Source organism: Bacillus sp. T-10(2022) (genome assembly GCF_056502895.1).
In genome coordinates this window covers 1,340,503-1,365,166 of the sequence record NZ_CP113518.1, presented here as the reverse complement: position 1 = coordinate 1,365,166, position 24,664 = coordinate 1,340,503, and the positions used below count along the sequence as shown (strand labels likewise).

36 protein-coding genes and 1 pseudogene are annotated in these 24,664 nt (G+C 37.2%); 6 read left to right on the top strand and 31 right to left on the bottom strand.

Going from position 1 to position 24,664, the window contains the following annotated elements; genetic code table 11:
- Positions 1-22 precede the first annotated feature (22 nt).
- From OSJ91_RS06720 to OSJ91_RS06660, 13 genes are all read right to left on the bottom strand, one after another.
- A complete protein-coding gene (locus OSJ91_RS06720; RefSeq protein WP_350300596.1) occupies positions 23-205 on the bottom strand; it encodes a hypothetical protein in 183 nt (60 codons plus the stop codon).
- 3 nt (positions 206-208) lie between these two features.
- Complete coding sequence (locus OSJ91_RS06715) at positions 209-823, bottom strand: major tail protein (protein WP_350300597.1); 615 nt, start codon at positions 821-823, stop codon at positions 209-211.
- Positions 824-860: 37 nt separating this feature from the next.
- Positions 861-1,250, bottom strand: coding sequence for a hypothetical protein (locus OSJ91_RS06710; protein ID WP_485891271.1), 390 nt, complete (start codon positions 1,248-1,250; stop codon positions 861-863).
- Positions 1,250-1,642: a hypothetical protein gene (locus OSJ91_RS06705; RefSeq protein WP_350300599.1), complete on the bottom strand. Its 393-nt coding sequence runs from the start codon at positions 1,640-1,642 to the stop codon at positions 1,250-1,252. The genes OSJ91_RS06710 and OSJ91_RS06705 overlap by 1 nt, the downstream gene beginning before the upstream one ends.
- Positions 1,639-2,007, bottom strand: coding sequence for a phage head completion protein (locus OSJ91_RS06700; RefSeq protein ID WP_350300600.1), 369 nt, complete (start codon positions 2,005-2,007; stop codon positions 1,639-1,641). Before OSJ91_RS06700 ends, OSJ91_RS06705 begins: the two co-directional genes overlap by 4 nt.
- Positions 1,994-2,299, bottom strand: coding sequence for a head-tail connector protein (locus tag OSJ91_RS06695; RefSeq protein WP_350300601.1), 306 nt, complete (start codon positions 2,297-2,299; stop codon positions 1,994-1,996). Before OSJ91_RS06695 ends, OSJ91_RS06700 begins: the two co-directional genes overlap by 14 nt.
- A 14-nt stretch (positions 2,300-2,313) precedes the next feature.
- Positions 2,314-3,471 (bottom strand): phage major capsid protein, encoded by a 1,158-nt coding sequence (locus OSJ91_RS06690; RefSeq protein WP_350300602.1) that lies wholly within the window; start codon positions 3,469-3,471, stop codon positions 2,314-2,316.
- 19 nt (positions 3,472-3,490) lie between these two features.
- Positions 3,491-4,216, bottom strand: coding sequence for a head maturation protease, ClpP-related (locus tag OSJ91_RS06685; protein WP_350300603.1), 726 nt, complete (start codon positions 4,214-4,216; stop codon positions 3,491-3,493).
- The gene (locus tag OSJ91_RS06680; protein WP_485891270.1) at positions 4,213-5,352 is read right to left on the bottom strand and encodes a phage portal protein; all 1,140 of its coding nucleotides are present in this window, start codon (positions 5,350-5,352) and stop codon (positions 4,213-4,215) included. The genes OSJ91_RS06685 and OSJ91_RS06680 overlap by 4 nt, the downstream gene beginning before the upstream one ends.
- A gap of 19 nt (positions 5,353-5,371) precedes the next feature.
- Positions 5,372-7,087, bottom strand: a complete 1,716-nt coding sequence (locus OSJ91_RS06675; protein WP_350300605.1) for a terminase large subunit domain-containing protein — start codon at positions 7,085-7,087, stop codon at positions 5,372-5,374.
- Positions 7,084-7,416: a hypothetical protein gene (locus OSJ91_RS06670; protein WP_350300606.1), complete on the bottom strand. Its 333-nt coding sequence runs from the start codon at positions 7,414-7,416 to the stop codon at positions 7,084-7,086. Before OSJ91_RS06670 ends, OSJ91_RS06675 begins: the two co-directional genes overlap by 4 nt.
- Before the next feature lie 123 nt (positions 7,417-7,539).
- Positions 7,540-7,713, bottom strand: a complete 174-nt coding sequence (locus OSJ91_RS06665; protein ID WP_485891269.1) for a hypothetical protein — start codon at positions 7,711-7,713, stop codon at positions 7,540-7,542.
- Positions 7,707-8,036 carry an HNH endonuclease gene (locus tag OSJ91_RS06660; RefSeq protein WP_485891268.1) on the bottom strand — a complete coding sequence of 110 codons (330 nt, stop codon included), beginning with the start codon at positions 8,034-8,036 and terminating at the stop codon, positions 7,707-7,709. Before OSJ91_RS06660 ends, OSJ91_RS06665 begins: the two co-directional genes overlap by 7 nt.
- A 288-nt stretch (positions 8,037-8,324) precedes the next feature.
- Here OSJ91_RS06660 and OSJ91_RS06655 point away from each other — a divergent pair, with 288 nt between their 5' ends.
- Positions 8,325-8,759, top strand: coding sequence for a hypothetical protein (locus OSJ91_RS06655; protein WP_485891267.1), 435 nt, complete (start codon positions 8,325-8,327; stop codon positions 8,757-8,759).
- 136 nt (positions 8,760-8,895) lie between these two features.
- Here OSJ91_RS06655 and OSJ91_RS06650 read toward each other — a convergent pair whose 3' ends face one another.
- The 5 genes from OSJ91_RS06650 to OSJ91_RS06630 all read right to left on the bottom strand — a co-directional run bounded on the left by OSJ91_RS06650 (position 8,896) and on the right by OSJ91_RS06630 (position 10,792).
- The gene (locus OSJ91_RS06650; protein WP_485891266.1) at positions 8,896-9,150 is read right to left on the bottom strand and encodes a hypothetical protein; all 255 of its coding nucleotides are present in this window, start codon (positions 9,148-9,150) and stop codon (positions 8,896-8,898) included.
- A gap of 33 nt (positions 9,151-9,183) precedes the next feature.
- On the bottom strand, positions 9,184-9,417 hold the full coding sequence (locus OSJ91_RS06645; protein WP_485891265.1) for a hypothetical protein: 234 nt from the start codon (positions 9,415-9,417) through the stop codon (positions 9,184-9,186).
- A 206-nt stretch (positions 9,418-9,623) separates the two neighbouring features.
- Entirely contained in the window at positions 9,624-10,070 is a 447-nt protein-coding gene (locus OSJ91_RS06640; protein ID WP_350300612.1) for an ArpU family phage packaging/lysis transcriptional regulator, read from the bottom strand.
- Between the two features lie 51 nt (positions 10,071-10,121).
- On the bottom strand, positions 10,122-10,460 hold the full coding sequence (locus OSJ91_RS06635; RefSeq protein ID WP_485891264.1) for an organic solvent tolerance protein OstA: 339 nt from the start codon (positions 10,458-10,460) through the stop codon (positions 10,122-10,124).
- A gap of 95 nt (positions 10,461-10,555) precedes the next feature.
- Positions 10,556-10,792 carry a hypothetical protein gene (locus tag OSJ91_RS06630; RefSeq protein ID WP_350300614.1) on the bottom strand — a complete coding sequence of 79 codons (237 nt, stop codon included), beginning with the start codon at positions 10,790-10,792 and terminating at the stop codon, positions 10,556-10,558.
- A gap of 597 nt (positions 10,793-11,389) precedes the next feature.
- Here OSJ91_RS06630 and OSJ91_RS06625 point away from each other — a divergent pair.
- Positions 11,390-11,539, top strand: a complete 150-nt coding sequence (locus tag OSJ91_RS06625; RefSeq protein WP_485891263.1) for an anti-repressor SinI family protein — start codon at positions 11,390-11,392, stop codon at positions 11,537-11,539.
- 260 nt (positions 11,540-11,799) lie between these two features.
- Here OSJ91_RS06625 and OSJ91_RS06620 read toward each other — a convergent pair whose 3' ends face one another.
- From OSJ91_RS06620 to OSJ91_RS06595, 6 genes and pseudogenes are all read right to left on the bottom strand, one after another.
- On the bottom strand, positions 11,800-11,964 hold the full coding sequence (locus OSJ91_RS06620; RefSeq protein WP_485891262.1) for a Fur-regulated basic protein FbpA: 165 nt from the start codon (positions 11,962-11,964) through the stop codon (positions 11,800-11,802).
- A gap of 171 nt (positions 11,965-12,135) precedes the next feature.
- Positions 12,136-12,649 (bottom strand): annotated as a pseudogene (locus tag OSJ91_RS06615) (ERCC4 domain-containing protein).
- Positions 12,650-13,081, bottom strand: coding sequence for a hypothetical protein (locus tag OSJ91_RS06610; protein ID WP_350300618.1), 432 nt, complete (start codon positions 13,079-13,081; stop codon positions 12,650-12,652).
- A gap of 246 nt (positions 13,082-13,327) precedes the next feature.
- The gene (locus OSJ91_RS06605) at positions 13,328-15,757 is read right to left on the bottom strand and encodes a phage/plasmid primase, P4 family (RefSeq protein WP_485891261.1); all 2,430 of its coding nucleotides are present in this window, start codon (positions 15,755-15,757) and stop codon (positions 13,328-13,330) included.
- Positions 15,758-15,827: 70 nt separating this feature from the next.
- A complete protein-coding gene (locus tag OSJ91_RS06600; protein ID WP_485891260.1) occupies positions 15,828-16,265 on the bottom strand; it encodes a DUF669 domain-containing protein in 438 nt (145 codons plus the stop codon).
- A gap of 15 nt (positions 16,266-16,280) precedes the next feature.
- Positions 16,281-17,198 (bottom strand): AAA family ATPase, encoded by a 918-nt coding sequence (locus tag OSJ91_RS06595; RefSeq protein WP_485891259.1) that lies wholly within the window; start codon positions 17,196-17,198, stop codon positions 16,281-16,283.
- 193 nt (positions 17,199-17,391) lie between these two features.
- Between OSJ91_RS06595 and OSJ91_RS06590 the strand changes: the two genes are divergently transcribed.
- Positions 17,392-17,559: an aspartyl-phosphate phosphatase Spo0E family protein gene (locus tag OSJ91_RS06590; RefSeq protein WP_485891860.1), complete on the top strand. Its 168-nt coding sequence runs from the start codon at positions 17,392-17,394 to the stop codon at positions 17,557-17,559.
- A 51-nt stretch (positions 17,560-17,610) separates the two neighbouring features.
- Here the strand turns inward: OSJ91_RS06590 and OSJ91_RS06585 are convergent, their stop codons facing one another.
- The 4 genes from OSJ91_RS06585 to OSJ91_RS06570 form a co-directional block, all read right to left on the bottom strand.
- On the bottom strand, positions 17,611-18,159 hold the full coding sequence (locus OSJ91_RS06585) for a host-nuclease inhibitor Gam family protein (RefSeq protein WP_485891258.1): 549 nt from the start codon (positions 18,157-18,159) through the stop codon (positions 17,611-17,613).
- Complete coding sequence (locus OSJ91_RS06580; protein WP_485891257.1) at positions 18,156-18,329, bottom strand: hypothetical protein; 174 nt, start codon at positions 18,327-18,329, stop codon at positions 18,156-18,158. Before OSJ91_RS06580 ends, OSJ91_RS06585 begins: the two co-directional genes overlap by 4 nt.
- A gap of 99 nt (positions 18,330-18,428) precedes the next feature.
- A complete protein-coding gene (locus OSJ91_RS06575) occupies positions 18,429-18,650 on the bottom strand; it encodes a hypothetical protein (RefSeq protein WP_485891256.1) in 222 nt (73 codons plus the stop codon).
- 168 nt (positions 18,651-18,818) lie between these two features.
- Entirely contained in the window at positions 18,819-19,088 is a 270-nt protein-coding gene (locus OSJ91_RS06570; RefSeq protein WP_485891255.1) for a hypothetical protein, read from the bottom strand.
- Positions 19,089-19,312: 224 nt separating this feature from the next.
- On the opposite strand from OSJ91_RS06570, the gene lexA reads away from it, so the two are divergent.
- Both lexA and OSJ91_RS06560 read left to right on the top strand, forming a co-directional pair.
- Positions 19,313-19,957, top strand: a complete 645-nt coding sequence (lexA, locus tag OSJ91_RS06565; RefSeq protein ID WP_485891254.1) for a transcriptional repressor LexA — start codon at positions 19,313-19,315, stop codon at positions 19,955-19,957.
- Positions 19,958-20,025: 68 nt separating this feature from the next.
- The gene (locus OSJ91_RS06560; RefSeq protein ID WP_485891253.1) at positions 20,026-21,456 is read left to right on the top strand and encodes a recombinase family protein; all 1,431 of its coding nucleotides are present in this window, start codon (positions 20,026-20,028) and stop codon (positions 21,454-21,456) included.
- A gap of 3 nt (positions 21,457-21,459) precedes the next feature.
- On the opposite strand, the gene OSJ91_RS06555 is transcribed toward OSJ91_RS06560, so the two are convergent.
- Positions 21,460-21,684, bottom strand: a complete 225-nt coding sequence (locus tag OSJ91_RS06555) for a competence protein ComK (RefSeq protein WP_485891252.1) — start codon at positions 21,682-21,684, stop codon at positions 21,460-21,462.
- 320 nt (positions 21,685-22,004) lie between these two features.
- On the opposite strand from OSJ91_RS06555, the gene OSJ91_RS06550 reads away from it, so the two are divergent.
- Entirely contained in the window at positions 22,005-22,241 is a 237-nt protein-coding gene (locus OSJ91_RS06550; RefSeq protein WP_485891251.1) for an IDEAL domain-containing protein, read from the top strand.
- Positions 22,242-22,313: 72 nt separating this feature from the next.
- Here OSJ91_RS06550 and OSJ91_RS06545 read toward each other — a convergent pair whose 3' ends face one another.
- Both OSJ91_RS06545 and OSJ91_RS06540 read right to left on the bottom strand, forming a co-directional pair.
- Complete coding sequence (locus OSJ91_RS06545; protein WP_350301697.1) at positions 22,314-23,123, bottom strand: YitT family protein; 810 nt, start codon at positions 23,121-23,123, stop codon at positions 22,314-22,316.
- A gap of 140 nt (positions 23,124-23,263) precedes the next feature.
- Complete coding sequence (locus OSJ91_RS06540) at positions 23,264-24,529, bottom strand: M48 family metallopeptidase (protein ID WP_350301696.1); 1,266 nt, start codon at positions 24,527-24,529, stop codon at positions 23,264-23,266.
- Between the last annotated feature and the right edge of the window lie 135 nt (positions 24,530-24,664).

The window sequence follows — 24,664 nt, the reverse complement described above, 5'->3', positions numbered from 1 at the left end:
AGAGCAGGCATTTTTCCCACTCTTAGATTTCTTTGATGACTGGTTTTCCCATCTTATTATCAGAGGACAATAATTCCTCTAATCGCTCTTCCTCAACCTTTTTATTACCCGGTTTAGGAAATGAATCCCCTTTACGATATATCTTACCCTTGTCCTGAAGGTCTTTAAAATCAACTGTGGCTTGATATTTCTTTTTTTCACTCATTTATTACACCCCCGCCGGTGCGCCAGTACCAGGATAAGCTTTTCCAAAGATAGCTTGGAAGAGGGCATCACGGCTTGTAGTTTCGCCTTTTTTATCCATACCGAAAAGTACAGATTTAGGATCTTCAAACCCTTCCACATCCCTGTCCATGAATTCTGCAGTAACTTCTTCATTTTGAAACTCTACGCTATCTTCTTTCGTTTTACTAGAAATGTTAGGACGCATAAAAATCCCTTTCGGTAGGCCTACCCATTCCGTTGATCCATCTTGATATGTTTTGGCAAATACACAGGCTACATATGGAGGGAAATCGTTTGGACCGTATGAATATAGACCATCCACAGTTGATTCCAATCCAAACAATACTTTCTTATCCTCAACTGGCACTTTGTGAAAGGCTGATGTAACACTGATATTTCCGTTTGATACTGCAATTTCAGCTGTTGTATTATCACCGTAAGCCCTAACTGCTTCTTGTGGCATTTCAATCGTTATTTCTTGAAGGAACTTCACTCGCTCAGGTTCCATTGAAGTTATCTCAATGCCTGTTTCAGTCAATGTCGCATAATGAAATTCGTCAACCCCGGTTGTTGCTCTGTAATTTTTTTCTACTGCCATTCCTAATCACTCCTTTTATGATATAAAAAAAGACACATTATAAAGTGTCTAAGTCTTCTCTGTATAATTTTCCTCGGTACCTTCTGGCATCACGGTAAATACCTGTATCTTCATCCCATTCATCCACACCTGGACATTGATGAAAACCAAATTCCCACATGACTTTACTGATCTGTTCAGATAATTCTCTTGTCGCGGTTCTATTCTTTGACCACACTTCAATTTGATAAAGGCAGTCATATGTCAGCCAGGTATCATCTGCGAAGTCTTTAGGAAGAGGGACATCTAATGGATCTATGATGATATTTGGAGCCATTGTCACGCTGCTGGTTTCAGGAAAATCATAAAATTTAATCCTTCCTGCTGCCTTCTCCATAATAAATGGGTCAGCAATTAGTTGGTTATATACCATCCCTAATACATCCATTAAATCCCCTCCTTTATCACCCTTTTTATGGTGTCACGATATTCCTTCTCGGCATTTCTCATAGCCCTGGCTATTGCTCCCTTACCTTGTGGATTGGGATTCTTCACTGTGCCAAATTCATTCAAGTGGATAATCCTGTATCGATCTTTAGGGCCTTTCCAATGAATCTTTATAGTACGGGAACCATTCACCCACATTGGTTCGGAAATAGTCATTTCATCGATTGTCGCACCTGTATCCTTGAAGGATTCAAACTGACTCTTTAGTTCCCTGACAAAAACCTCGGCTCCTTTTTTTAGAGCCATATCGCTTAATTGCTGCACCTTCAATTGTCCGTAACGTTTTTCTATTTCAGCAATCAATTTCTTTTCTCCTGAAATTTTCACACTCATTCTTTTATCCCTGCCACAATCGTGATAAATCCTTTGTTCTGTAAGTCAGGTTGAACGTGTTTAACGTTATACCGCTTGTCGCGGTATTCAAGAGCATCGATAGAAAGATAATGCTTATTATTAGGGATATAATCTGCTTGCGGATCTCGTATCGTAATGGTGATATCAGATAGGGTTCCATTTGCTTTAGCAATCTCCAAATCTTTCATCCAAACATTATCAATCTTGGCCCATGCCTGATAGAGAATTTCTTTTTCAGACTCACCAGGTTCAGGTCCTTCATTTGCTACATACTTATAAAAATATATGGGTGTGCGTAAATCCCCTGTATTAACCCTTGGTGGTTTATATTTAAATGGTTGCATCTGTATCACTCTCCGGTATCAAAGAAATCCCTAAGCTTGTTATCTGACTTAAGAAATTGTCATCAAAATACTCAAGAGCATCATTGTAAGCATAACGGGTACGTTCAAATACAAGTTCCTTCGCTCTTTTATCAGTATCCTTTTCACCATTAATATCAAACTCTCCACAACTGCTTTTTATCGCAGAAATAGAAAAGGACAACAATCTTTTTAAATTGTCGTCCTCACTCGAATGGGAAATATGCATGCGCTCTTTAAACTCTTCCAATAGGTCAGATGTTACAACCTCCATTTACCTCACTCCAATCAAACGCCAGCTGGTGCAGGTGCAAACGAAATATCCAGATCATAGACCAATGCAGCTTTATTATCCTTTGGTTTACCATTCGCAAATTGCTTGATTGTGTAGAGCATAGCATCCTCGATTGCCAGTGTCTGATCAAATTTATTTGCTTTGTAACCCCCGGCAACAGCAGCTAGATATTGACCTTTCACAAAGAATAAAGTTTGGCCAACCGGAATTTCTTCTGACTCTACAACTTGAATGTTATAAGGTAAAGCTGTAACCCATTGACCATTTGCTGTCTGGATGGTGTTTCTAGCTTCAACACTAATTGCATCGATAGGATTTACTACCATTACAATCTTGTTGAGCACCTTACGCGCCTTGCCTTCCTCATTTGTTGATAATGCTTTAATGACATCATGCAATTCACCTGCAATGATCTCTCCATACTGAGAAGGAGCAAATGTCAAAGTGCCAGAAGTAGTTTTAGTTGTCACCGCCCCATTCTCAGCAACATCTTTCATTATGCCAACAGGTTCATTTTGAGAAGGTCCTCGGCCGTTTACTAAACCGTATTCAAGGCCAACAGAGTAAGATTCCACTAACAGGTTACGGACGTAACGCTCAACCCACTCTGGTCCAAGTTCAAGCATATCCTTTGGAATGACGGCAAAGGCAGTAAGTTTCAGTTGGCCGATTTGTTCTTCACTGAAGGCGGCACTGACTTGTCCTTTAATTTCTCCAAACAATTTACCCCACGCATAGGCTTTTGTTGGGTCAGACGTGATAAAGCGTGTGACAGCTCCTAAGTCCTGCAGGCCGATTGCATCCAATAAAGGATGTTCTTGCACCAAGTCTTCAAAAATTCTTTCTTGAGTCGTTACAGGAAGGATTGATTCCTCAGCAAAGCCTTCACTAGAAATAACCTCATTGAAGAATTTTCTTTCTTCTGATGTAAGGACGTTTTGGCCGCGGGCGGTAAGAATCTGAGCATCCATTTGTTGCGTGCGTACCTGAGTAGTGATTTTTTCGGTCAAGTCTTCAGCAAGCGCAGATTGCATTTCATCCCATGCCAAAGCAAGCTTTTCCGCATCTTGCTCTTCTGCTTTCACCAAGTTCATGTAAGCTGCTTTCTTTGCTTCAAAGTTCTCCATTTTACCTTTTAATTTCATAGTCATTCTGGTTTCCTCCCTTTAATTAAAAAATGAACCCTTTACGTTTTGTCTTAACTGGCTCGCGCTCAGATGGGACAGGGGGAAAAGGTTCATTGTTTTGGTTATTATTTTGTTTTAAATTGTTGGTAACTGCATTAATGATATCTTGTAATTGTTCGTCAGTAATGACTTCTTTTGAATCATCTTTAGGTTCATATTCCACTTTGTCAGCGAAACCATCCTTAACAGCTTGTTCAGCCGTCATCCAAGTTTCAGCCTCGATCAGCTTTGCAATTTCCTCACGACTCTTTTCCGTCTTCTGTTGATAGATGGATATGATTGATTCGTCGTAAGTCTCAAGAGCATTAAGAGTTTTCTTGATATCTTGTTTAGTTCCATATGCTAAGGTTGCCGCTTCATGAATCATCATTCTAGATCCTGTACGCATGATCACTTCATCCGCACCCATAGCGATAATTGATGCGGCAGATGCAGCCAACGATGTCACTTCCACAACGATATGTTTATCTAGGTCTTTTAAGTAATTGTAAATTTCAACCCCTTGATCAGCATCGCCGCCACCGCTATTTAATTTAATTCGCACAGTTGAGGCAGTAATTTCAGCTAAAGCATTTCGAACATCTTCTGCACTTGTGGCCGTATAAAACCATCCACTTTTACCAATCACACCTGAAATAATCATTTCATGCTCTTCTCCATTGGTTTGGTTCAAAAACTTATAAGGGATTGCTTGAATTTTTTTCGTCACTTAGTCTCACCTCCTTCAACAGGACCCGCAGCCTGGTAGTTTTTCGTAATAACAAATTCATCTAATTCTGGATTGTCTGATCGTTCCTTGCCAAACAACTCCCTCACCTCGTTTCTGGTAAACGCTCCAGAGGCCACTAATTTATCAACTGCCTCGGCATTTTCTATTAAATCCCTTTCTGTTAACCCAAACACATCTATCCGGGACCCTTTTAAAAAATCTTCTTTGGTAACTAATTTTGCATTTAATTCATCCTGTATTTTCTTGACGATTGGGTTATTACAGAACCTTACATAAGCCTTAATAGATGTTTCATAATCAGATAATTCACCATGAATTAAAGCATTGGGAATACCTAACACATTGGCTACATCATCAATAACAGACCGTTTTAACTTGGTTAATTCTTCAATGGATTGCACCTTCACATCGCCTTTTGATACTTCGTTGTATTCAAAACCTTTTAGCTTAGGGACTAGAGCAATGGAATTTACCTTAAACGATTTAAATAACTTATCAATGAAATTCTGCAGTTTATTTGTGTTCTTTTCATCCAGGGCTTGACTTGAATCAATTCCAACTGTTCCGCGAATTTGATTATTCCTCATGCTGATTTCAATCATCCGACTGAACAAATCAGCATAATCATCAAACATCCCTTCCATGAATTTTGAAAGTTTCTCATTGTTATAAGTTAGATAAATAACCTCGTCCATTTGGAATGATCGTTTGAACGTATAATCCTTAACGGTTACGTCTTTAAATTTGTCTGGATACACAGCATATTCATCCCTGACAAAATAGTCAGCTATAAGCAAATTATTGTCATCCGTCAAAACAACTAGTACTTCATTTTCATCAATCAATTTGTAGATAAAGCTTTGCCAAAAGTCCGCAGCACTTTGATCTGTGTTCGGCCTTACATTTAAAAGATAATGCCAATCATTATGCTGGCGCTTGTCCCCCTCCATAACCCGGAAGTCAGATTGGCTTATGGTACGACCGATGAAGTTGACGCAAATCTCCAAAGCCATCTTTTTTAAATATGTTCGATGGCTGGTTTCATCCATTAAATCCAAATCAAATAATGATTCTAATTCGCTATTTCTTCTTAATACGTTTCCTAACCATCCCATTTACATTTTCACCCCCTCCCTAGAAATTGAGTGCATCTAAAGCATCTAAAGCATCTGTAAAATCGTAATCCTCTAAATCTCTAGATGCCCAAACTCCATATAAAAACATCATAAAACCATCCGTTTTACGTTTGACTGGCTCTTTTTTTCGATATAACTTATTGCCCTTGTTATCAATAACAACCAATACATTATTTGTATACCAACGCATAATAGGATTTTCACCAAAAATGACTCGCTCCTCATCAAACGCAAGGTCAATTTTTGGGGATAACAAAGCACTCGCCGCATCTGGATTTCGAATGGTTTCAACTTCGAATCCTTCTGCTTCAAAAAGAGGCCGTAAAATTTCCATACGGAAACTATCTCCTATGATTTTCTTTATATTCCAGCCTTCATTACGGCGGTTAACGAACCACCCAACAACGATGTATGGATCCATTGAATCTTTATCTAGCACTTTCAATAAACCATCTTCTTCCCATTCGCGAATAGGCGCAAATTTGCGATGGTCCTTTTTGTTATTACCTTCTGCTTTTGGCGTACTATAACCGTAATGTTTATCAGCAAAAGGTTTGCAAACGAACGAATACGATAGTTCTCTTGGTATGATGTAATTATCGTTTTTCAAGAAAAGCAACCCACATGCAACAAAGTCTCGAATAGCTGCATAGTCAACAGAACCTATACATTCGCGTTTTTTCAATTCCGATAAATCATATCCTTGATTGGTAGCTTTTATTTTCTCCCATGCTGCAACTGATTTTTCTAAATCAACTTTTGGTAGATTCATACGTTTGGTAATGAAATTTTCGTATCCTGATGAATCGTTTTCGAGCTTCTTGTATTGCTTCAACACTTTCTTGAATAATGTTTTTGCATAGTTACTTAATGGCGGATGAAACTGTGGATTCGCCTTTTGCCACATGTCTGGATTATGCATTTCTTCTTCATCATCAATACAACACATGAATGGAAATAATGAATCTTCTTTTACCGAAACTTCACGCTTCAAAATACTCATAGCACGTTCTTTTAAACGATCAATAAAACCATCTCGTACAAATCCATCTGTACCAATAAAAAATTCCCGACTGTCTCGCACTTTACCGAGACCACCCGAGAATACATCTACTACATCATTGTTTTCATATTCGTGTACTTCATCATAAATAACACAACCATCGCGCAAACCATCTTTCGTGCTTGCGTTTGACGTATGGAATTGGAAGATAGCCTTTGTATCTACCGATTCAATAACAGCTTTTTGATGCTTGAAATAAGACTTCAAATCATCATTCATATCAATTGCATTGTAGACTTCTGCAAATGAAGTTTTAGCTTGTTTTTCACTGTTGGCCACAATTGACACATTATAAAATTTGATTCCGTGAAGCTCGCTAATTAGATAATTTACAAGTGCTGAAATAAAACCGTTTTTACCGGCTCCGCGTGCCATGTAAATGAAAAATTCATCGAATACTAAATCATCAGTATCCTTATAACGCAAGAAAATAAAACAAGTGATAAATGTTTGAAATGGCTCTAAATCGAAATACCACTTTTCAGCAAATTGTATAAACTGTTCAATGTGCTTACTATCGAAGTAAACGTTATCCATAGTCAGAATGTCCGCTTCAAGCCACTCGATAAGCATGATTCGCTCTTTGTTTAAAATGATGTCGCCGTTACGCCACATCGAAATATATTCTTCTACGTAGTTATAAGTAATCAAATTAAACTACCACGCTTTGGTTTGCCTTCCACAGATGATGATGCAGGGGCAGGAGTTGCCTTTAATTTAAATTTAATTGATCTTTCCAACGCGATTTTTTGAGCGTTAATTTTCATTTTCTCATTCATACTAGGATGGCTCTTTATAAATTTTTGCGAACCATTTTCGATGGTGATACTTACTCCATCACGATCAATCACTGTATCGCACTCTGCATCTAATTCATGCAGTCGAATTAAATCATTTACTTTCTTTACTTCCAGCAAATCATCAGTATCAATACGTGATAATAATTGATTTTTTAATTTTTCAAAGTCTATTCTTTCCATACTACCCCCTCCCCCCATCACCCCTAATGTGAAGGACTTATTTTTCATATATTTTTAGACAGTTGGGCCCCCTCCCCGGTCCCCGGGAAATTTAAAAAAGCCAAAAAAATTTGGCGGGGGGTGTTATTCTTTTTTTAGAAACCGGTTCGTTTCAATTGTTGATGCTTCCCGAACTTCATCACTGTTACAAGTAGGACACAAAGCAGGATTGCTCCATTCTTCTTCAATCTTTCCTGGCTTTCTATCACTTTCGAAAACTTCTTCGCAAACCATACAAACATAAAACATCTTCACCACATCTCATCATCCCAACGTTTCTTTTTCTGTTCACCAAACACACGATCATGCATCTTGTTATGACATTGAAGACATAAGGTTTCAAGGTTGTCTAATACCAAAGCTAACTTTGGATAGTGTTCAATCTCATACTTATGATGGACGTTGAGCTCCACACTCTTTCGTTCTCCCTCTACTTTGATTGAGTCCACATGTACCTTTCCTTCTCGCTTACACTGTTGGCATTCTCGATTGTCTCTATCCAATGCCTGCTGCCTTAACGTTTCCCAATCACCTGACCGATAAAACTTCTTCTTCTGTGCTTCTGTCTTGTACTCAGTCATTATCCTTTATCGTTCCTCGCATTCGGGACAACTCTAAGCTTTAATTGAAGCCTATCCGTATCCATATCAACAGCAATGTTTACTTTACCTTTCTCCATCCCTGCTCACTCCTTATCATTCACTTTTAAAAACAAATACTTTACATGCTTCATCAAGACCTTCTTTAGTATATTCTAACCTCATAAAAATTAGGAAAAAATACCTATTTTCATACAATTACATGTAATATTTTCTAACATATGATACTATGGTTCTGGTATTAGAAAATTATTCAAGGAGTGTTAAAAAATGAAAAAAGTCATCAAAAAAATGTATATTGTCATGTTGATCTCAGTAATAGGGATTACTGGACTATTTACATTTACACCAAGTGCATCAGCAGCATCGGGTTGTAATGATACTTCTTCAGGTTCAGGGTATAATAAAACTTTTAAAGTATGTGGGAAAGATTCAGGTGACAATGTAATTGGATCAATTGGACCATCTGGATTTATGTCTTATGGTAAGGAATATTGGAAAATGGATTTGCAAAGATATGTAAATGGAAGCTATCAAACAATTGGAACTCGGACTGGTTACATAGATTTTTTCAGCCCTTCAAGTAGAACATTTACAAATGTATCGAAAAAAAATGCTAAAACTAGAATAAAGGTAACTTTTTATACTGATTCGTCTTATTCATATGCAAATGGAACTGTTTATTCAGGATACTGGTATAGATAACATTAACTGAATAGCCATCACAAACACAAAAAAGCACTGACTCAAAGGTTAGTGCTTTTTCTAAATTATAAAATTGATAGGAAACAGTTAGTTTAGTTCTATTATTTCATTCTTCCACTTCTTTTTGCTTATACGTTCAAAAAAAGTTAATTTCCCGCAAATAAAAAGCACCCAATGAATGAGTGCCCTTGATTTCATGACATTCCTTTAACTGATATATCCAAGACTTCTGACATTGGAAAAACTCCCTATATACATTACCGTTCATGCATTCTGTTCTAAATTCTCTATATAAATGGTCACATTTATTAATGGTTTCAAGCTGCTCGTTATTCTGACGAACCCTAGCTGTTGGTGTTCTAAATACCATCAACTCACCTGCTTTCTCCAAAAAATAAAGAACTCCCAAAGAAATTCTCAGAATTTAATATGCCTTTTTCAAAATAGGTAAAAGCTCGTCTAATAGGTTCACATCTTTATTTTCTAACTGAAGCCATGGTATAAAATTCATTCCACCTTTGTCATTCACCATTTCAGCTTTCCCATAGTATTCTTCTCCATTTGAAGCGATATAAACATCCCAAAACCTTGTAACATTACCTTCATACTCAATACTAACCAAATAATGTTTGACGTTAAATATTTTATGATTTGACAAAACAAGAACCTCCTTCCACCCTATTATTCGACAAAAGGCCTGTATTTCCTTCTTTTCCCACACAAAAAACGACACTCGTAATTTGAGTGCCGCCCCTTTTCTTTATTCCCGATGATATAAATTTACCATGTCTAAATCCAAATGAATGAAAGTTATATGAAAATATTTCTAAATAATCTTGAAAGTTTTTTGAAACATTTTTGAAACTAACTCCCTACGGTTACAGCAAGATTAAGCGTTAAAGCCAAGCGATAGAAGGCTTTCCATCTAATCTTTCCATAAGTGACATGGCTAATTGCAGGCTGGAATTTAAAACAGTACACCTGAAAATCATTTATATAATCGCTGTCCTGAGACATGTAACGTTCTTCAATTAAAAATCTCTCCATTTTAGGCAATCGTCTTACAGCCCATTCAGTACGTTCACAATAATCTTTTTGATATCTTTGTTGATCCGCATTATAGATGGCAATATCACCTGTCTGATCACTAGTCTGATTAGTTGGGCCATGATAACGTACTTCTGAGCTTGCTGTTACCGATGCTTCTCGCTCTTCAAAGATTAAGTATTTATATAGGCGATATATTTCCAAATGAGACTCCACAGCTGACTGCGTAGCATTCCGATCTAATTCAGGTAATTTAAAGCTCATTGTATCCCCCATTTCTTAAAAACACCCCAAGCCTAAGCTCAGGGCAGATAATTACTGATTGATTGCTTCATCTTCTGATTCAAGTTGATCATCTGGAACATTCACTGTCCCATTGCCGTCCACAGAATACTCAATGCCTTCATGATCATCAATACTCATTTGACCGTCTGGCGCATTATCTTTTTGTGGACTGCTTTCCATTACTTCTTTAGGAGTTTGATAAGCGTATGTTAAATCGATTAAGAAATACTGACCGTACTTGTTATATTTCTCTGTGATTTTGTGCATTTGAAGGTTGTCATTTTCTTTAGCAGCTGAAACAATTTCCTCTGCTTGCTCCCGAGTATCTGCGTAATGTTGTTCCTTTTGATTAAGTTGTACTTTTGCCATTGATAATTCCTCCTATTAATAACCGTTATTTTTGATTGAATGTATAAGTGGACTAACTAGTCCATTATAGAGAGTTAATAAAAGTTTTCCTTTGTTTATAGGGCGTTTCTAGCCTTAGAAAGTCTTTCGGCTGCTCTTTCCCTTTGTTCATCTGTATAGACCCGTTCTTTTTTCATACTGACCTGTTTTTCCGTTAAAGTTCCCTTAACGGCTATCGGTCCATCATCCTCGGATTCTATGACGAATAACTCTGTTAAATTAGAGAGTTTTCGAATGTGTTTTGGCACAGTAGAGTAAATGGTCCACTTGCCTGTACTGTTGTCAAAAACCAATGAAGTTTCTTGTTCTTCTCAGGAATAACCCATATATGCTTACCTCCCTGTTTAATCGAACTGTGTACTACTTCTCCAAAGATTCAAACAATGGATATATATTCCTGTTGTGGGTTAATCCGTTATGATGATAAAATTATCCCTTATTCTTAACATTCAGAAGTGAGGTAATTATTTGTATTTTCCAACCATCCAAATTAATTCTAATGATATCCATATTGTGAAAAATAAAAGTCAATGTGAATGTAACATTGAATATTTTTCGTTTAATAATTTTTCAAGAAACACTTTAAGACAGATTAAATTCAGACCCCTGTCAAAAGTAACTTGTACTACTTGCAAATCCTTCCTACATTTTAAGGGCAATTTGTAAATAGACTCTTAGTTGATAGATTTGTGTAACTATTCTTGTTTCCAGGATAGTTACTTTTTTGTGTCGTGGTATCAAACAGTTTCTAACTAATTTCGACAATTAATGTCGAAGGGTAAAAAAAAGTGTCTAATAGATGTTGTTCAACGTCCTTTAAAATTATGGTATCGTAAATATAAGGTAATATAACCATATAAAGACTATAAAAAGATTAGGATACCTTATATATGAGAGGGAACATGTCAAATTCTTTATTTATCGAAAAAGACTTAGATAAGGATTGGGTAGAATTGATATTATATGCCCGAGAGTTAGGTATATCTATTGATGAAATTAGAGAATTCATAAATCGATCACAACCTTCGGAACCTGAATAGGGTCTTTTTTATTTCAACTTTTTAACTTATTGCAAAGTTTGTGTCTACGGTACGATTCTCATCAACTTAGCAAACCGAGGAGAAGAGAAATCTTCTACTCGGAATCGCCTTTGCTCGAATGTGAGATTATGAAGCACTTCAGATTGTAGACTTTCTGTTTAAGAGGAGAGATAACCACAAATCCCCTCACTAATAAATCCTTGATGGCTTGTTCAGCTTCATGCTTCCTTTGGCGTCTGATAATAACTGGTTGAATTTTATTAATCATGTCTTCCCCTCGCTTTTTCAGCTTTATAGATATCCTCCAATTCGCTCAAAGTTAACTCATATAGCTGCAATCCTTCCGGCGTTTTGAAATACCCCATTTTCAAAAGTTCATTTTTATAAAAATCTTTTTCAAGTTCTACTCTTTTACGTAAGTACATAGTTCAATCCTTTCTAGCAAAATTAATATCTAGTACAAAATGACAGCCGCACGTACAAGAAAATTTATAATTATTTAGGCGTTGACGCTTCCCTGAATACACAACAAACTTACAAGCTGGACAGAAAGCTTTATATATTTGTCCGTTCATAAGTCTTCATCCTTTCACAGTTTAGATAAATCCTTTTTTCAGTAATTCTCGAGTCATATAGTAAAAATGATGGAAAATATAGTTCCCTGTGGCACCAGGAGCTAAGAAAACAGTTGAGAAGTTATATCTAACCTCAAATGTCTTCAAGCTTCCCAGCAGCGCTTTAGGTTCGTATTTACTCCGGTACAATCCATTCAATATTTTTTGATAGCCTTCCAGGTCTTCCACAATCATGACGAATGGATTTTTGGAGGCCCTAATCAATTCATTTTCAAACCGGTTCCGGTCCTCCATTTTTTCGTTCAATACCTGCGGCCAGGTATATGTCCCTGGTGATTCCCATTTCAATATTTTTAGGAATCATTGCAGAGTAATCGGCTGTTTTCATTGTCCTTATTTTGAAAGGAACATTTTTCTTTCTAAAATAATCAAGTACATGTTGGTTTTTTTGCTCCCTGGTATCCACAATGATTTCAAGTGTTCCCAGGATCTGTTCTAATTCCTTGTCGGAATATCTATAATGTATGGCCGACATTTACTGCCTCCTAAAGTACGACATTGCACGATTAAAAATTTCCTTGGATAGTTTATCCGTCACTTCATTTTCAAAATTACATATTGGCTCAGTGACCTTATCCCAGCCGTTATTATTCAAATCGATTAGCAATTGCATAACAGCTGCCGTGCCAGCAGCATCATAATTTAACCAATCATTTATTTTTCCGTTCATATCCTGGTCGATACCACAATAGAATTTAATAATCTTGTCCATCGTCTGCTTAACTGCATGATCCTGGTCAGAATAATTCCCTTGCAGGAAAGCAACGATTCTAGCTTTATATGATTTGGCTAAGTCTTCTAGTTCTGGATAGATATTTTCTGGGTTGTCTATGTACAATTCGTCATTTTCCAGAACAAAGGGAGATCCTAACGATTTGAAATCATCAATTATTTGTTTTGGATGCATAAAACACCTCTTTTTCATGGGTTACAAAAGGGTTACAAAGTTAAACACGCTTCAGCCTTAGAGCCACAAGGGATTAAGCCCTAGGGTTACTAAGTGTTACCCATTTTCGTAAAAGATCCCTATATATATATATTATTTTTTTATTTATTTTTTCATGGGAGTGAACAGGGAAAATAAGTAACCCTAAGTAACCAAACAATAAAAACCAAAATCTAGTATTCTCTTAAACCCTTATACACCAACGGTTTAAAGCTTCTTTCTAGTAATATGAGTGACCTTGTTTGGGTTACTTTTCTGTGTCTGTTTAGTAACCCCCTTAGTAACCCTTTCTTCATCATCTGGTAAAAATCCAGCACCTGCATATTGATTCAAGGTGATTCCATGAATGAAGTTTTTGTTCTTTGCACCTTTTTCCTTTTTAAATCCTCGAATTTCTAACTGCCTATAAAAAACACGATTTTTTAATTCCATTTCGTTATTCTGGTAACACCACTTTGTGTAATTCTCATATAAGGATTTAGCTTCAATTTTTGCATTTACTTTAATTGAACAATTTTCATCAATGAAGGGTCCTAAGATATCCATGTCTTGTCTGTATTCCTCTGTTGCATCCCTCACGGCATCAGGCTCACCCAATCCATCAGCCTGCCATTTTAAGCAGCCTTCCACAGCCCAACGAAGTATGCCGGGCATTTCCCTTGCTAACTTATCCGGAAGATCGAAGTCGATTTTGTCTTTAGGTATCGTTACAGTGAAAGGAATTAATTTAATCCTTCTCCATATACCTTCATCCGATCCTTTGATAATTGGCTTATGATTTGTCGTGAAGAAAACTTTAAACTCAGGTGTAAATTCAAAGTATTCTTGTCTAAGGAAACGGGCGGACATCTTCTCTCCACCGGTGATTTGCTTAACCAATGATTCGGACAGTTGCTGCCCTTCCTCACTCTCTACGGCTGATACAAACCGGGCCCCGTCCAGCCTGGCCACATCATTATTGATTCCACTGTCATTTTTCTTTTTTAAGAAAGTATCACTGTTTGTCTGCCGACCGTAATCCCCAAGTAGATCCTGGATTGTATTTATAAATGTTGATTTACCATTCCGGCCATTACCGAAAAGAAAAAACATGATTTGCTCTTTTGTAACGCCAGTAAATGAATATCCAATGGCCTTCTGTAAAAATTCAATAAGCTCATGATCCGGCTTTCCTTCAGGAGTTAAAAAAATACTTTCTAAGAATCCAATCCAGTTCGGACATTTTGCATCTATCTTATATTCGATTGGAGAAATCTTAGTAAAGAGCAGGTCCCTATCATGAGGGCTCAATTCTCCAGTTTTCAGGTCAATGACTCCGTTATCACAATTAAAAAGAAATTTATGAGCATCCAGGTCTTTCTTTTTGATTGAGACCATTGGCCTTACATCCAAAATGCTATTTATTCGAATGGCACGCTTTTCACACTTCTTTGCCCAATCATTAAGCTGCTTTGCACGATATCGATCTTCCTCAGTTTTTGACTCCTGGTAGAGCCCTCTAAGCGTTTTAGCAGCAAGAGCTTCGATGTTCCTTTTGCTATCCTCCTGCCACTGCTTTCCGTTCCATATGAGCCATTCCAGTTCGTTACAGTACCGGATATTGTCGCCATGGTAATAAACAATCCGTTCAGCATTCCCTAATTCCGTTAAATGAAAATTTGGTGCCTTATCAATGATCTCTTCAGTATCTTCAATTTCACTTTGTTCATCAGAAATGTATATTTCATATTTCTTTTCTTCTGGCGGTTCAAAATCAGATATGGTCGAGGGAGTAGCAAGAATGGCCGTTTCAATTGTCATTTGTCCATATGTACGGCCATCTCCTGAATGCTGCTTATCCCATTTTTCACGAAGAAGACTTGATTCCCGAAACATGGAGTCCATTTTCGATGCGTCCTTATCCGTCCAGAAGGCCAAGTGATTGCACAAAGCCATATCTGTGGAAGAGTGGTCCCCGTTGATCAGGAGGCCTTGAAACAAATCCTTAATGTTGCCGCCACTCTTACTGTTGAACATTCTTTCCCACAGATCGGCATTAGAAAGGCTTCTGAAGTCTTCCCTTTCCCTCTGCTCTATCCTCGCTTTTGGAGCCGGCATCTCTTTTTCCTTCAGGTACTTATCAAAGAGAACCTTTAATTCATCCGAACGATCCACAATTGGGACTTCTCCCAGGCTATTCCCTGTGAAGGTGAAGTAACGACCGTGACGATACACCTCTAAGCCAATCCCCGGGTTTTTCCGGCCAGTACCCGGGCCCTTTAACGGGAGCTTGCCTTTCGCAATAATATGAATGCCTTCTCCACTCGGAGAATATTCCGTATAGCTCTGGACCGTTTCAATAACATCTTCAGCCAGTTCATTAAGGGCCCCTTCATTCACACAATGATCTATATCTATCCCTACAAACGGATCATCCTTAGAAAACATAAAGCCAATCCCGTCATATCCACCCTTTTCATAAAACTTGATAGCTGAAGGGAAGGTTGACCAGCTGCGTTTATTATTTGATTGAGCCACCTCCCCATTTATTTGATATGGAACCTTGGTGCTTTTTCCCCCACGTTCTTCTTTTCGCCATAGGATCCAATGAGGAGTGTTTTTAAGCTCTACAGGTATATTGTGAAATTGATGTGTCATTTGATTACTCCCTTTTGAAAAGGGAGCCTATCAAGCTCCCCTCTATTCATTGAATCTATTAATTTGTTGATTAAAATGGAACATCATCGTCAGAAATCGTAATTGTTGTATTTGGTGCGCTTACTTCAGAAACTTTAAGTGCCTTAACTTCTGCGAATTTTTTACCGTTATATTCTCTTTCACCGACAACTAAACGGACAGGTTTATTCAAGAAAGTATCAGCCCATTCTTTGTAGTTCGCGAACTCCATACCATTAGGGAACTGTGCAGCTACCGAAGCCTGTTGGAATCTCCACATAGTGGTGTCAGAAACAATGAAGTTATCAAAAAGGATTTTTTGCCCTTGGCACGGTTGCTCTACATCAGAACGAATTTCATAATCTACAACAAGCATGTTTTTCCCAGTGGAAGCAACCTTTTGTTCGTAATTAATAACGATTGCTTCATACTCACCTGGCTTGATTTGTTCGAATGTTGATTCACCTTTTGTATGGTCTACTTTAAACATTTATAATTCCTCCTATTATTTAAATTCTGTTAATCTTTCAAGCGCTGTACTTGCTAGTTTGATAGAAAAATCAGCGAGTTTAATATTCGCTTTAAATTCAAATTCTTCTACTTTCTTTTGAGCCTCAGCATTACTGGATGCAATGGCCTTCACCTGTTCAATAAGGTCAATTCTTCGCCCTTCTTCCTCGGCTTTTACGTCTATCCCCAGCTCGAGCCATCGGAAAAGCTTGCGGCCAACATCAACTGTTATTTTCTGTGGCTTACCTTCAAACATTTGTGTATTATCCTTGGATATATCAGCAACATGATCAATATCAATTACAAAGTTGAGCATGAACTCATATTCCATTTCTTCTTTTTGAACAGGCTTGGTACCGACTTTTCTTGGTGCCATTTTCCCTTCACTGTTCGGTTCCACAACATACTCTGTTTTGGTCCGAAAAGTAGCCAAGATATGAACATCATTTTGCGTAAGTGTTTTGATTAACTTAGTTGTTTCAGGTGCAAGCTTTCCCCAGTTTTGAAATGAGTTACCGGACATTTGCCCATGGGTTTCTACTATGCCGCCCTCACCCATCCAATTGTGAGAAATGGAATCTACTATAACTACCTCTGCACCTGCAGCCTTTATTGTTTGAACGGCCATTTGATATCGTTCAGTTGTGAATGGCGGTGTAAAATCGATGTGTCTGAATTTACCGATATGAATGTCACCTATTTGCAAGTTGGCATATAATTTTGATCTCCTGTGTTCGGTATCAACTACACCAACTTTTAGCCATATTTCAGATTCACTGGCATTCGGATATGCTTCTTTCATCATTCCGTAAGCAACAACCAGGGCACTTACTGTCTTACCAGAACCACTGCAGCCGATGAAGCCAACGACTGCCTTTTCCTTTTCACGTTCAGCTTCTGTAACTTGGAACACGTAATCACCTTCTTTACACTTATTTCTTATAGTTACATCTAGTTGATTCAGATTAATTAATAGTGAATAAGGACTAACAAATTACAATAATTGTCGAGATATCACTTTTTTTGACAAAACTATTTCAAATATTCATATTTCGTAATACTATAGACTTAGTTATTCACATAAGAATTTAAAAGGAGCCACTACTATCTGTAATTTCAAATCCCAAACGGAATTAATAGATTTAAAAATAAAGTTTCTAAGAAAAAAACTTGTACATTGTGGTCTAAACAAAGGTCTTACTCATTGGGAAACCATTCAATATAGCCAAAGGCTTGACAAGTTAATTTTTATGTCTTTATTGCAATCTAAATAACCTTTAACTATTGACCCTTTCCTCTAGCCCTTTGAAACTTTTAATTCTGAGTCATACTTCAACAAAATAAGAAGTTGACTCAGGTTTAACAATAACTCCAGGTACAATCTGGCCGTTCTCATCCACAACTACCTTTTCACCACTAATTTCCACTATCTTTAATGATTTCTTCAAATCCGCCCACTTCACACTGTTCTTAATGAATTCATCCATTTCGTTTTTAATAACATATTGAAGGATCACTTCCTCATTTGCCTTATCAGGGGTCTCCTTAGACTTACGAGTTTTCGATTTGCCATAAGGTGTGCTGATAGTTTTAGCCTTTGGATCCTCAGCCAATTGTTTAGCATGATACAAAGTAACAAGTGATTCGAAAAAACTGGTGCTATTGGTTATCGATGAAAGTTCACTTTTTTCCCATTCAGCAATACGGTCACGTTCCAAATTAGCCAGCTGCTTGATTTCCTTCTCCTTTGACTTAAGAGCAGTAAGTTTACGGAATGCCCAATTTAGGCTGTTGATGTCCGTAATCTCAAAATTAGTTTCCTGTGAATGGATTTCTTCAACTTCCATGAGCTCAATTTGCTGTAATGAATTCATTGTTTTTCCTCCTTCAATTCGTTTTCAAGAGATACATATATTTCAATTAGGTCATCATAAAAGTGGCTTCCACCTAAAGCAGGTTCATGTTTCTCCAGGATTTTATAGAGAATTTCTAATTTAGGATTAGTAGGACTAAAAACAGTATTTTTCTTCGTTTCGAAATACATTTATTAATCCTCCTGTTGCATACTTAGTTTAAAAATGTATAGAATACTTATAAGCGTTGTACAATTTTCAGGACTCCTGTCTGCAAACAGGGGTCTATTTTAATTGATTGAGTATGAAGGATATTCATACTTCACACCAACAACAGGTAAATTAATTTCTGTGATAAGCTCGTCCTTCTGATTAAATAATTTGAAAACTCCATTGTGTTCAATAATGTCATCCACAGTTTGTCCACCGAATTCCTTACCAACTTCAATGTTATAAATAAAAGGATGGGTTGCTTCAGCAGTCACCTCAAAAGACTTAATCCTTCTTTCCAATTGCTCCACCTCCCTTATATTGACTTCTTACATAAGCCCGATAAATTTTCATGTAACGGTCTACATTAGTCATGGATAACCAATCTTTGGATTTGATTTTCAACTTTTCCACCTCCCTTCAAACGGTCCTCAGCAAGAATGCGGGGGACTGATGTTTTTAAGAAGAATTCATATACTTTCACTTTTGCTTCTTCTGATGGCTCCTTCAAAAATGGCACCTCTTTCATTTGCTGTCTTATTTTCCTGACTTTCAAATAAGTACTCTAGGCTATGATCAGGAAAAAACATGTTTTTAATAGCTAATGCTTCGTCATAGTAAAAACGATATTTCCCGTTCATTTTGTCGCAAACTGTTGCGTAACGAACGCAAAGATGTTTTGCAATATCAAACATATCAATATTCGACCTGACCATCTCTGCACGCAGATTCATATACATTATATTCACCCCCTTTACTGTGAACGCAACTGCATTCAACTTATTTACAATATAAACGCAATTACGTTCACTGTCAACGAAAATTATACATTTTTCGACTAAATTGCGTATTTTTAGCTATTTACATACGCAGTTGAGTCTTGTAGAATGGAATTACATATACGGAATAACGTATATATTATTAAGATATGAAATGAAATGAAATGAAATGAGGTGAATTGAAAGTGGAAAAAGCTAAAATCATTACTAAACTAATAGAAGAAGCTGGATACAGCAAAAGGGCTTTTGCTGAAAAGATAGGTATTCCTCCTACAACTTTACAATCAATGCTATCTAGAGGTATCGGTAAAGCTTCAGTTGATAATGTAATTAAAGTTTGCAAAGGCCTAGGGATTTCTACAGATGTTTTAGATGATATGGCCACACAAAAGAATTCCGATAAATCTTTCTTAATAGCAGAGCCCCAGGCGAGATATAACTTTTCCGAATTAATTAAACTACCTATAGTAGGTAGCATTAGTTGCGGTGCAGGAATTCTTGCCTATGAAGACATTGAAGGGTATAAGGAAGTACCCGAGAGTTGGATTACCAGTGAGGAACATTTCTTCTTAAGAGCAAAGGGAGATAGCATGATTAATGCGCGTATTGAAGATGGAGACTTACTTCTTATTAAGAAGCAAGAAACATTCGAGAATGGTGAAATCATGGCGGTCCTAGTAGATGATGAAGCTTACTTAAAAAGAATATATAGAACCAACGGTTCTTTATTCTTACAATCGGAAAACCCCAAATATCAACCGATGATTTTGAAAGCAGATTCGAATATTAGGATTATTGGAAAACTAAAAACAAACTTTATCGAGTATTAAATTTCTAGCTAGGTGTTTAATTATCATGGTGGGCGACGGCTCACCTTTTCCTTTAAGGAGTGATATTAGTGAAAACCGCTATATATATCCGTGTTTCAACTGAAGAGCAAGCAAAAGAAGGTTATTCAATATCTGCTCAAAAACAGAGGCTAAAAGCGTTCTGCATCGCTCAAGATTGGAATATTGCTGGCACATATGTGGACGAAGGTATTTCAGCGAAAGATATGAATCGACCACAGCTACAGCAAATGATTCAAGATGTAAAAGACGGAAAAATAGAATGTGTACTTGTTTATCGACTAGATCGTTTCACTAGATCCGTACTTGATTTGTATAAAATGCTTGAAATTTTCGAGAAACATAATTGTAAATTCAAAAGCGCCACAGAGGTATATGACACAACCACAGCAATGGGACGTATGTTTATTACAATAGTTGCTGCTCTGGCTCAATGGGAAAGAGAAAATTTAGGAGAACGAGTTCGCATGGGGATTTATGAAAAAGTCAGACAAGGAAAATACGCTCACAATCGACGACCATTTGGTTACAATTTAAATTTAAAAACAAGCGAATTATCTATACGTGATGATGAAGCTAAGATTGTAAGGCTGATTATAGATCTGTACTTAAATAAGGGATTTGGTGCTAATCGAATATGTAAATATTTGAATGAGCGAGGGATTACCACACGTGATAATAACGCTTGGAGTGATACACCACTTATGCAGCTGTTAAAAAACCCTATTTATATGGGTACAATACGTTGGGCCGAATTATTAATAAAAAATTCTGTACCTCCTATAATTGACGAGACAACATGGGACAAAGTACAAAAGACTATCGAGAAGAGAAGAACAACTCCAGGAAATGTTATTGCAAATGATTATTATTTTTCTGGTAAAATAAAATGCCCTAACTGTGGTCATCCATTGGTAGGATACAAAGTCTACAGTACATTAGCCTCAGGGGTTAAAGAGACATACAAGAATTATCGCTGCTTACGTAAAAAGACGGGCGCGTGTAAAGGGATACCCAACATATCTGAAATCAAACTTGAAAAAGCATTTATTGATACCATCGATCACTATGATTTCTCTAAAGCTTATGAAAAAGTATCAAATAATTTTGAGCTTATAACGCAATCAGAACAACGAATAGATATTGATTTAGTAAAGAAGGATCTAGAAAAAATTGATAACAGGAAAAAGAAATGGCAATATGCTTGGAGTAATGACATGATTTCTGATGAGGATTTTAGAAAACGAATGGATGAAGAAAGAATTCTTGAACAAGATTGTAAAGTGAAGTTAGAACAAGCCGAGGTTAAAATTGTTGAAATTGATTATAGTGAAACTATACAGGCTTTGAAGAGTGTAAGAAAAAACTGGGGTCATTTAAACGATTTAGAAAAGAAACAGTTGGTTGACATATTTATAAAAAGAATTTATATAAACAATAAAGAACGCGAGGTTGTTATTGAGGGCTTAGACTTTTACTAAGTTTCAGCTCTTGTTTGGTACTTTCATAACTCTTAGTCCTTCATAACTTGACCCGAAGAACTCACAGCTTTTCTTTATTATTTCCAAAGGTTTAAACGGGGATATGAACTCGTCCTCCATTTCAACGATACGGGCATATATTTTACTGCCGTAATTGATTGGCGAAACCATTAATGTATGTGGCGTGATTTCATATTCCTCGATGATTCCCTGATTGTTTTCCTTCATTTTTAATCCACCTCTTCCTCATTGCTAAACACCGCTTTTACTTTACCAAAGCTTATACCCTTAATTGCTTGTACCCTTCCAATCCCCATTGCCGAAGAAAAGTGAATGGAGATAATAAATGTATGTTAAATTACTGACTATAATAGCACAACCCTTGAACATAAAAAGTAAGTTCACAAAAAATTAAAAATTCTTTTATATAGTGGCTTTTTCTTCATCTAAACGACACATTCTCCATTAATATTTAAATTTTTTAAATTTTCAGTTGATTTTATCCGCTCAAATCCATATAATAATAAAAAGGGTCAGGGGTGGTAACTTTGAAAAATGAAAAATCTTATTCAGAGTCAGTGAAGTCCTTATCAATGAGCGAAATGAAAAACGATGCCGTGGTTCAGGAAATGTTAATTGATATGATTATTCAGGAAGCCGTCCTTACTACCAAAATGAATATCCTTGCAAAACAGATCGATGAAGCCTTGGATAAGAAAAACAAACCTTTATTCTTAAAACTAAGTTCTGAAATGAACGTTTTACTAAAACAGTTTGGAAATTAAAATGCATGATTTATAAACAGCCTATTGATCAAAAAAGCCTCCCATAATGTTGGGAGGCTTTTCTGATTATCATCACTCTTTATGAAACATCCCCATGACCTCGGATGTTTCGGTAATATTGACAAAAGCATTCGGATCAACTTCTTTTATCATCGTTTTTACATCGGTTAACTGATAACGTGTAATGACTGTCATCATTACTTTACTCTTTTCTCCTGAATATGCACCTTCACCATCCATGACTGTAATACCACGATATAGGTTGGTCAGGAGCTTCGTTTTCATTTCGTCACTCTTTTTGGTCACGATCATCAATGTTAATTTAATGTGATTGGAATGGATCGTATCGATCACCTTTCCTGCTGCATAAATGGAAATCAGCGTATATAATGCGGCATCCCAACCGAAGATGAAGCCTGAGATAACCACCACAACTCCATTCATCACCGAAAGCAATGTACCAAGTGGAAAGTCGCTCTTCTTAGCCAACAGCATGGCAATGATATCAAAGCCGCCCGAAGACCCCGAAGCACGAAAGATGATGCCTATGCCGAATCCCGATATGATTCCGCCAAATAAAGAAGACAAAATCGGTTCAGTGGATATTCCGTGAACTGGAATGAGATATAAACTGACGGAAATCACGACAACTGATAATATCGTATATGTGATAAAACGTCTCCCTAATTTCAGGTATCCAAGAATCAGCAATGGCAGGTTCATCAGAAAATTCAATATCCCTGTGTTGACTGGGGTGATGATTCCGAACATGATCGCAAGTCCACTAAGTCCGCTGCTTAAAATTAAATGTGGTATCAAAAATAAGTTGTAGGCCACTGCCACAAGCACTGAGCCTATAGTGATGAAAAGTACATTATACATATCCGATCTCCTTAAAACGAACTGGGAATTTAATTTATTATAGTAGAGAACCTAAGATTTTTAAAAATAATAGTTTTTTCTGAAAACAACTACAAACTTACTTTCCGAAGAAAAAAAGCCAGCTGGTTTTCAGCTGGCTTTCAATCACCCTTTGTATCTGCATTTTCAACCGTTGAAATCCGTTCGAGCATGGTCGGATGGGAATACCGCAGCCATTTAACCAGGAATGGCGGGTTGACCTGACTCAAACCCGACCTCGTGAGTTCCTGGAACGTCGTGATTGCTGATTCTTTATCCCCGGTCATTTCAATGGCGTAACGGTCAGCCCTTGTTTCTTGATATCTGGAAACATAATTGGACAGCGGACTCGAAGCAAAGAGCAGCACAGACGTTATCAAGAGAAATAATGGAAGGGATGATATGCTGTCAACCGAACGAACCTTTAACAGATGGCCCCAGCGTCTAATGATAAAATTCATGATTTTCGATGTCAGCCACAAACCGATTAAAGTCAGTCCTAAATAACCGGCAATCCCTATATAAATGTGCTTTTCCACATAATGAGCCATTTCATGTGCCATGATAAAAAGGATTTCATCTTCCTTCAGTTTGTTCAGGGTCGTATCCCAAAGAACTATTCTTGAGTTGGAACCTATGCCGGTCACGTATGCATTCAAGGCATTTGTCTTTTCCGCCATATTTACTTCATACACGTGTTCAGCTGGAATTTCAGCCTGTGAGGCAAGTGCCAATATTTCCGTTTCCAGCTCTTTATTTTTGAGCGGATAGAATTCATTGTACAGCGGATCAATCACTACAGGCTGAACAAACATCAGGAACAAGGTAAATGGAATGGACAACATCCAGGCATAGAGCCACCACTTCTTCACACTTTTCTTCATTAACCAATATAAAACGGAAACGATGATGAACATCATCCCAAAATTCACCCAGAATTCGATGACTCCATCCTTCATCCACGAGGTGAAACTTTGTGTACTTATATGGTAACTTTTGCTCATCCGATATCCAATGAAACTGATTGGAAACAGTGCCAGGTAAGAAATAACGGAAAGCCAGAATAAGTAAATGCCCGTTCTGATCGCTTTCCACCTCGAGACTGCCATTGACGACTTTTCAAATGCTTTTGATAAACCAAATAGTAAAATGAAGAAATACAGCAGCCATTCATATGGCGTGGATACGAAAAAAATGAAATTCCGCAGTCCTGAATATTCTTCGCTAAGCTTTAGTTCCCTTGCATTCAGGAATGTTGCAGGATCTGCTGCAGTTCCACGCAAAGCTTCGGGAATGGAGGTATCAGCTCCATAAAAAATATACCAATACATCGCTGCTGCATAAAGGATATATAATAGAATCGCTCTGCCAGCCCATTTTCTGACCATGATGCCCCTCCTTAAACGAATCTCCCTCTTAATAGTTTAATCCAAAATGGACAGGTTAGAACCGCATTTCCCTTCTATATTATTTATTCCTTTCAATCTCCATCATTTTCTTGATTCTTTATTCTTTTTTAGAAC

Excerpts from the sequence above, each read along its gene's own strand:
- OSJ91_RS06720 (WP_350300596.1), bottom strand. The coding sequence starts at position 205 with ATGAGTGAAAAAAAGAAATATCAAGCCACAGTTGATTTTAAAGACCTT.
- OSJ91_RS06715 (WP_350300597.1), bottom strand. The coding sequence starts at position 823 with ATGGCAGTAGAAAAAAATTACAGAGCAACAACCGGGGTTGACGAATTT.
- OSJ91_RS06710 (WP_485891271.1), bottom strand. The coding sequence starts at position 1,250 with ATGGATGTATTAGGGATGGTATATAACCAACTAATTGCTGACCCATTT.
- OSJ91_RS06705 (WP_350300599.1), bottom strand. The coding sequence starts at position 1,642 with ATGAGTGTGAAAATTTCAGGAGAAAAGAAATTGATTGCTGAAATAGAA.
- OSJ91_RS06700 (WP_350300600.1), bottom strand. The coding sequence starts at position 2,007 with ATGCAACCATTTAAATATAAACCACCAAGGGTTAATACAGGGGATTTA.
- OSJ91_RS06695 (WP_350300601.1), bottom strand. The coding sequence starts at position 2,299 with ATGGAGGTTGTAACATCTGACCTATTGGAAGAGTTTAAAGAGCGCATG.
- OSJ91_RS06690 (WP_350300602.1), bottom strand. The coding sequence starts at position 3,471 with ATGACTATGAAATTAAAAGGTAAAATGGAGAACTTTGAAGCAAAGAAA.
- OSJ91_RS06680 (WP_485891270.1), bottom strand. The coding sequence starts at position 5,352 with ATGGGATGGTTAGGAAACGTATTAAGAAGAAATAGCGAATTAGAATCA.
- OSJ91_RS06670 (WP_350300606.1), bottom strand. The coding sequence starts at position 7,416 with ATGGAAAGAATAGACTTTGAAAAATTAAAAAATCAATTATTATCACGT.
- OSJ91_RS06660 (WP_485891268.1), bottom strand. The coding sequence starts at position 8,036 with ATGACTGAGTACAAGACAGAAGCACAGAAGAAGAAGTTTTATCGGTCA.
- OSJ91_RS06655 (WP_485891267.1), top strand. The coding sequence starts at position 8,325 with ATGAAAAAAGTCATCAAAAAAATGTATATTGTCATGTTGATCTCAGTA.
- OSJ91_RS06640 (WP_350300612.1), bottom strand. The coding sequence starts at position 10,070 with ATGAGCTTTAAATTACCTGAATTAGATCGGAATGCTACGCAGTCAGCT.
- OSJ91_RS06635 (WP_485891264.1), bottom strand. The coding sequence starts at position 10,460 with ATGGCAAAAGTACAACTTAATCAAAAGGAACAACATTACGCAGATACT.
- OSJ91_RS06625 (WP_485891263.1), top strand. The coding sequence starts at position 11,390 with ATGAGAGGGAACATGTCAAATTCTTTATTTATCGAAAAAGACTTAGAT.
- OSJ91_RS06620 (WP_485891262.1), bottom strand. The coding sequence starts at position 11,964 with ATGTACTTACGTAAAAGAGTAGAACTTGAAAAAGATTTTTATAAAAAT.
- OSJ91_RS06610 (WP_350300618.1), bottom strand. The coding sequence starts at position 13,081 with ATGCATCCAAAACAAATAATTGATGATTTCAAATCGTTAGGATCTCCC.
- OSJ91_RS06605 (WP_485891261.1), bottom strand. The coding sequence starts at position 15,757 with ATGACACATCAATTTCACAATATACCTGTAGAGCTTAAAAACACTCCT.
- OSJ91_RS06600 (WP_485891260.1), bottom strand. The coding sequence starts at position 16,265 with ATGTTTAAAGTAGACCATACAAAAGGTGAATCAACATTCGAACAAATC.
- OSJ91_RS06585 (WP_485891258.1), bottom strand. The coding sequence starts at position 18,159 with ATGAATTCATTACAGCAAATTGAGCTCATGGAAGTTGAAGAAATCCAT.
- OSJ91_RS06580 (WP_485891257.1), bottom strand. The coding sequence starts at position 18,329 with ATGTATTTCGAAACGAAGAAAAATACTGTTTTTAGTCCTACTAATCCT.
- OSJ91_RS06570 (WP_485891255.1), bottom strand. The coding sequence starts at position 19,088 with ATGTATATGAATCTGCGTGCAGAGATGGTCAGGTCGAATATTGATATG.
- OSJ91_RS06555 (WP_485891252.1), bottom strand. The coding sequence starts at position 21,684 with ATGAAGGAAAACAATCAGGGAATCATCGAGGAATATGAAATCACGCCA.
- OSJ91_RS06545 (WP_350301697.1), bottom strand. The coding sequence starts at position 23,123 with ATGTATAATGTACTTTTCATCACTATAGGCTCAGTGCTTGTGGCAGTG.
- OSJ91_RS06540 (WP_350301696.1), bottom strand. The coding sequence starts at position 24,529 with ATGGTCAGAAAATGGGCTGGCAGAGCGATTCTATTATATATCCTTTAT.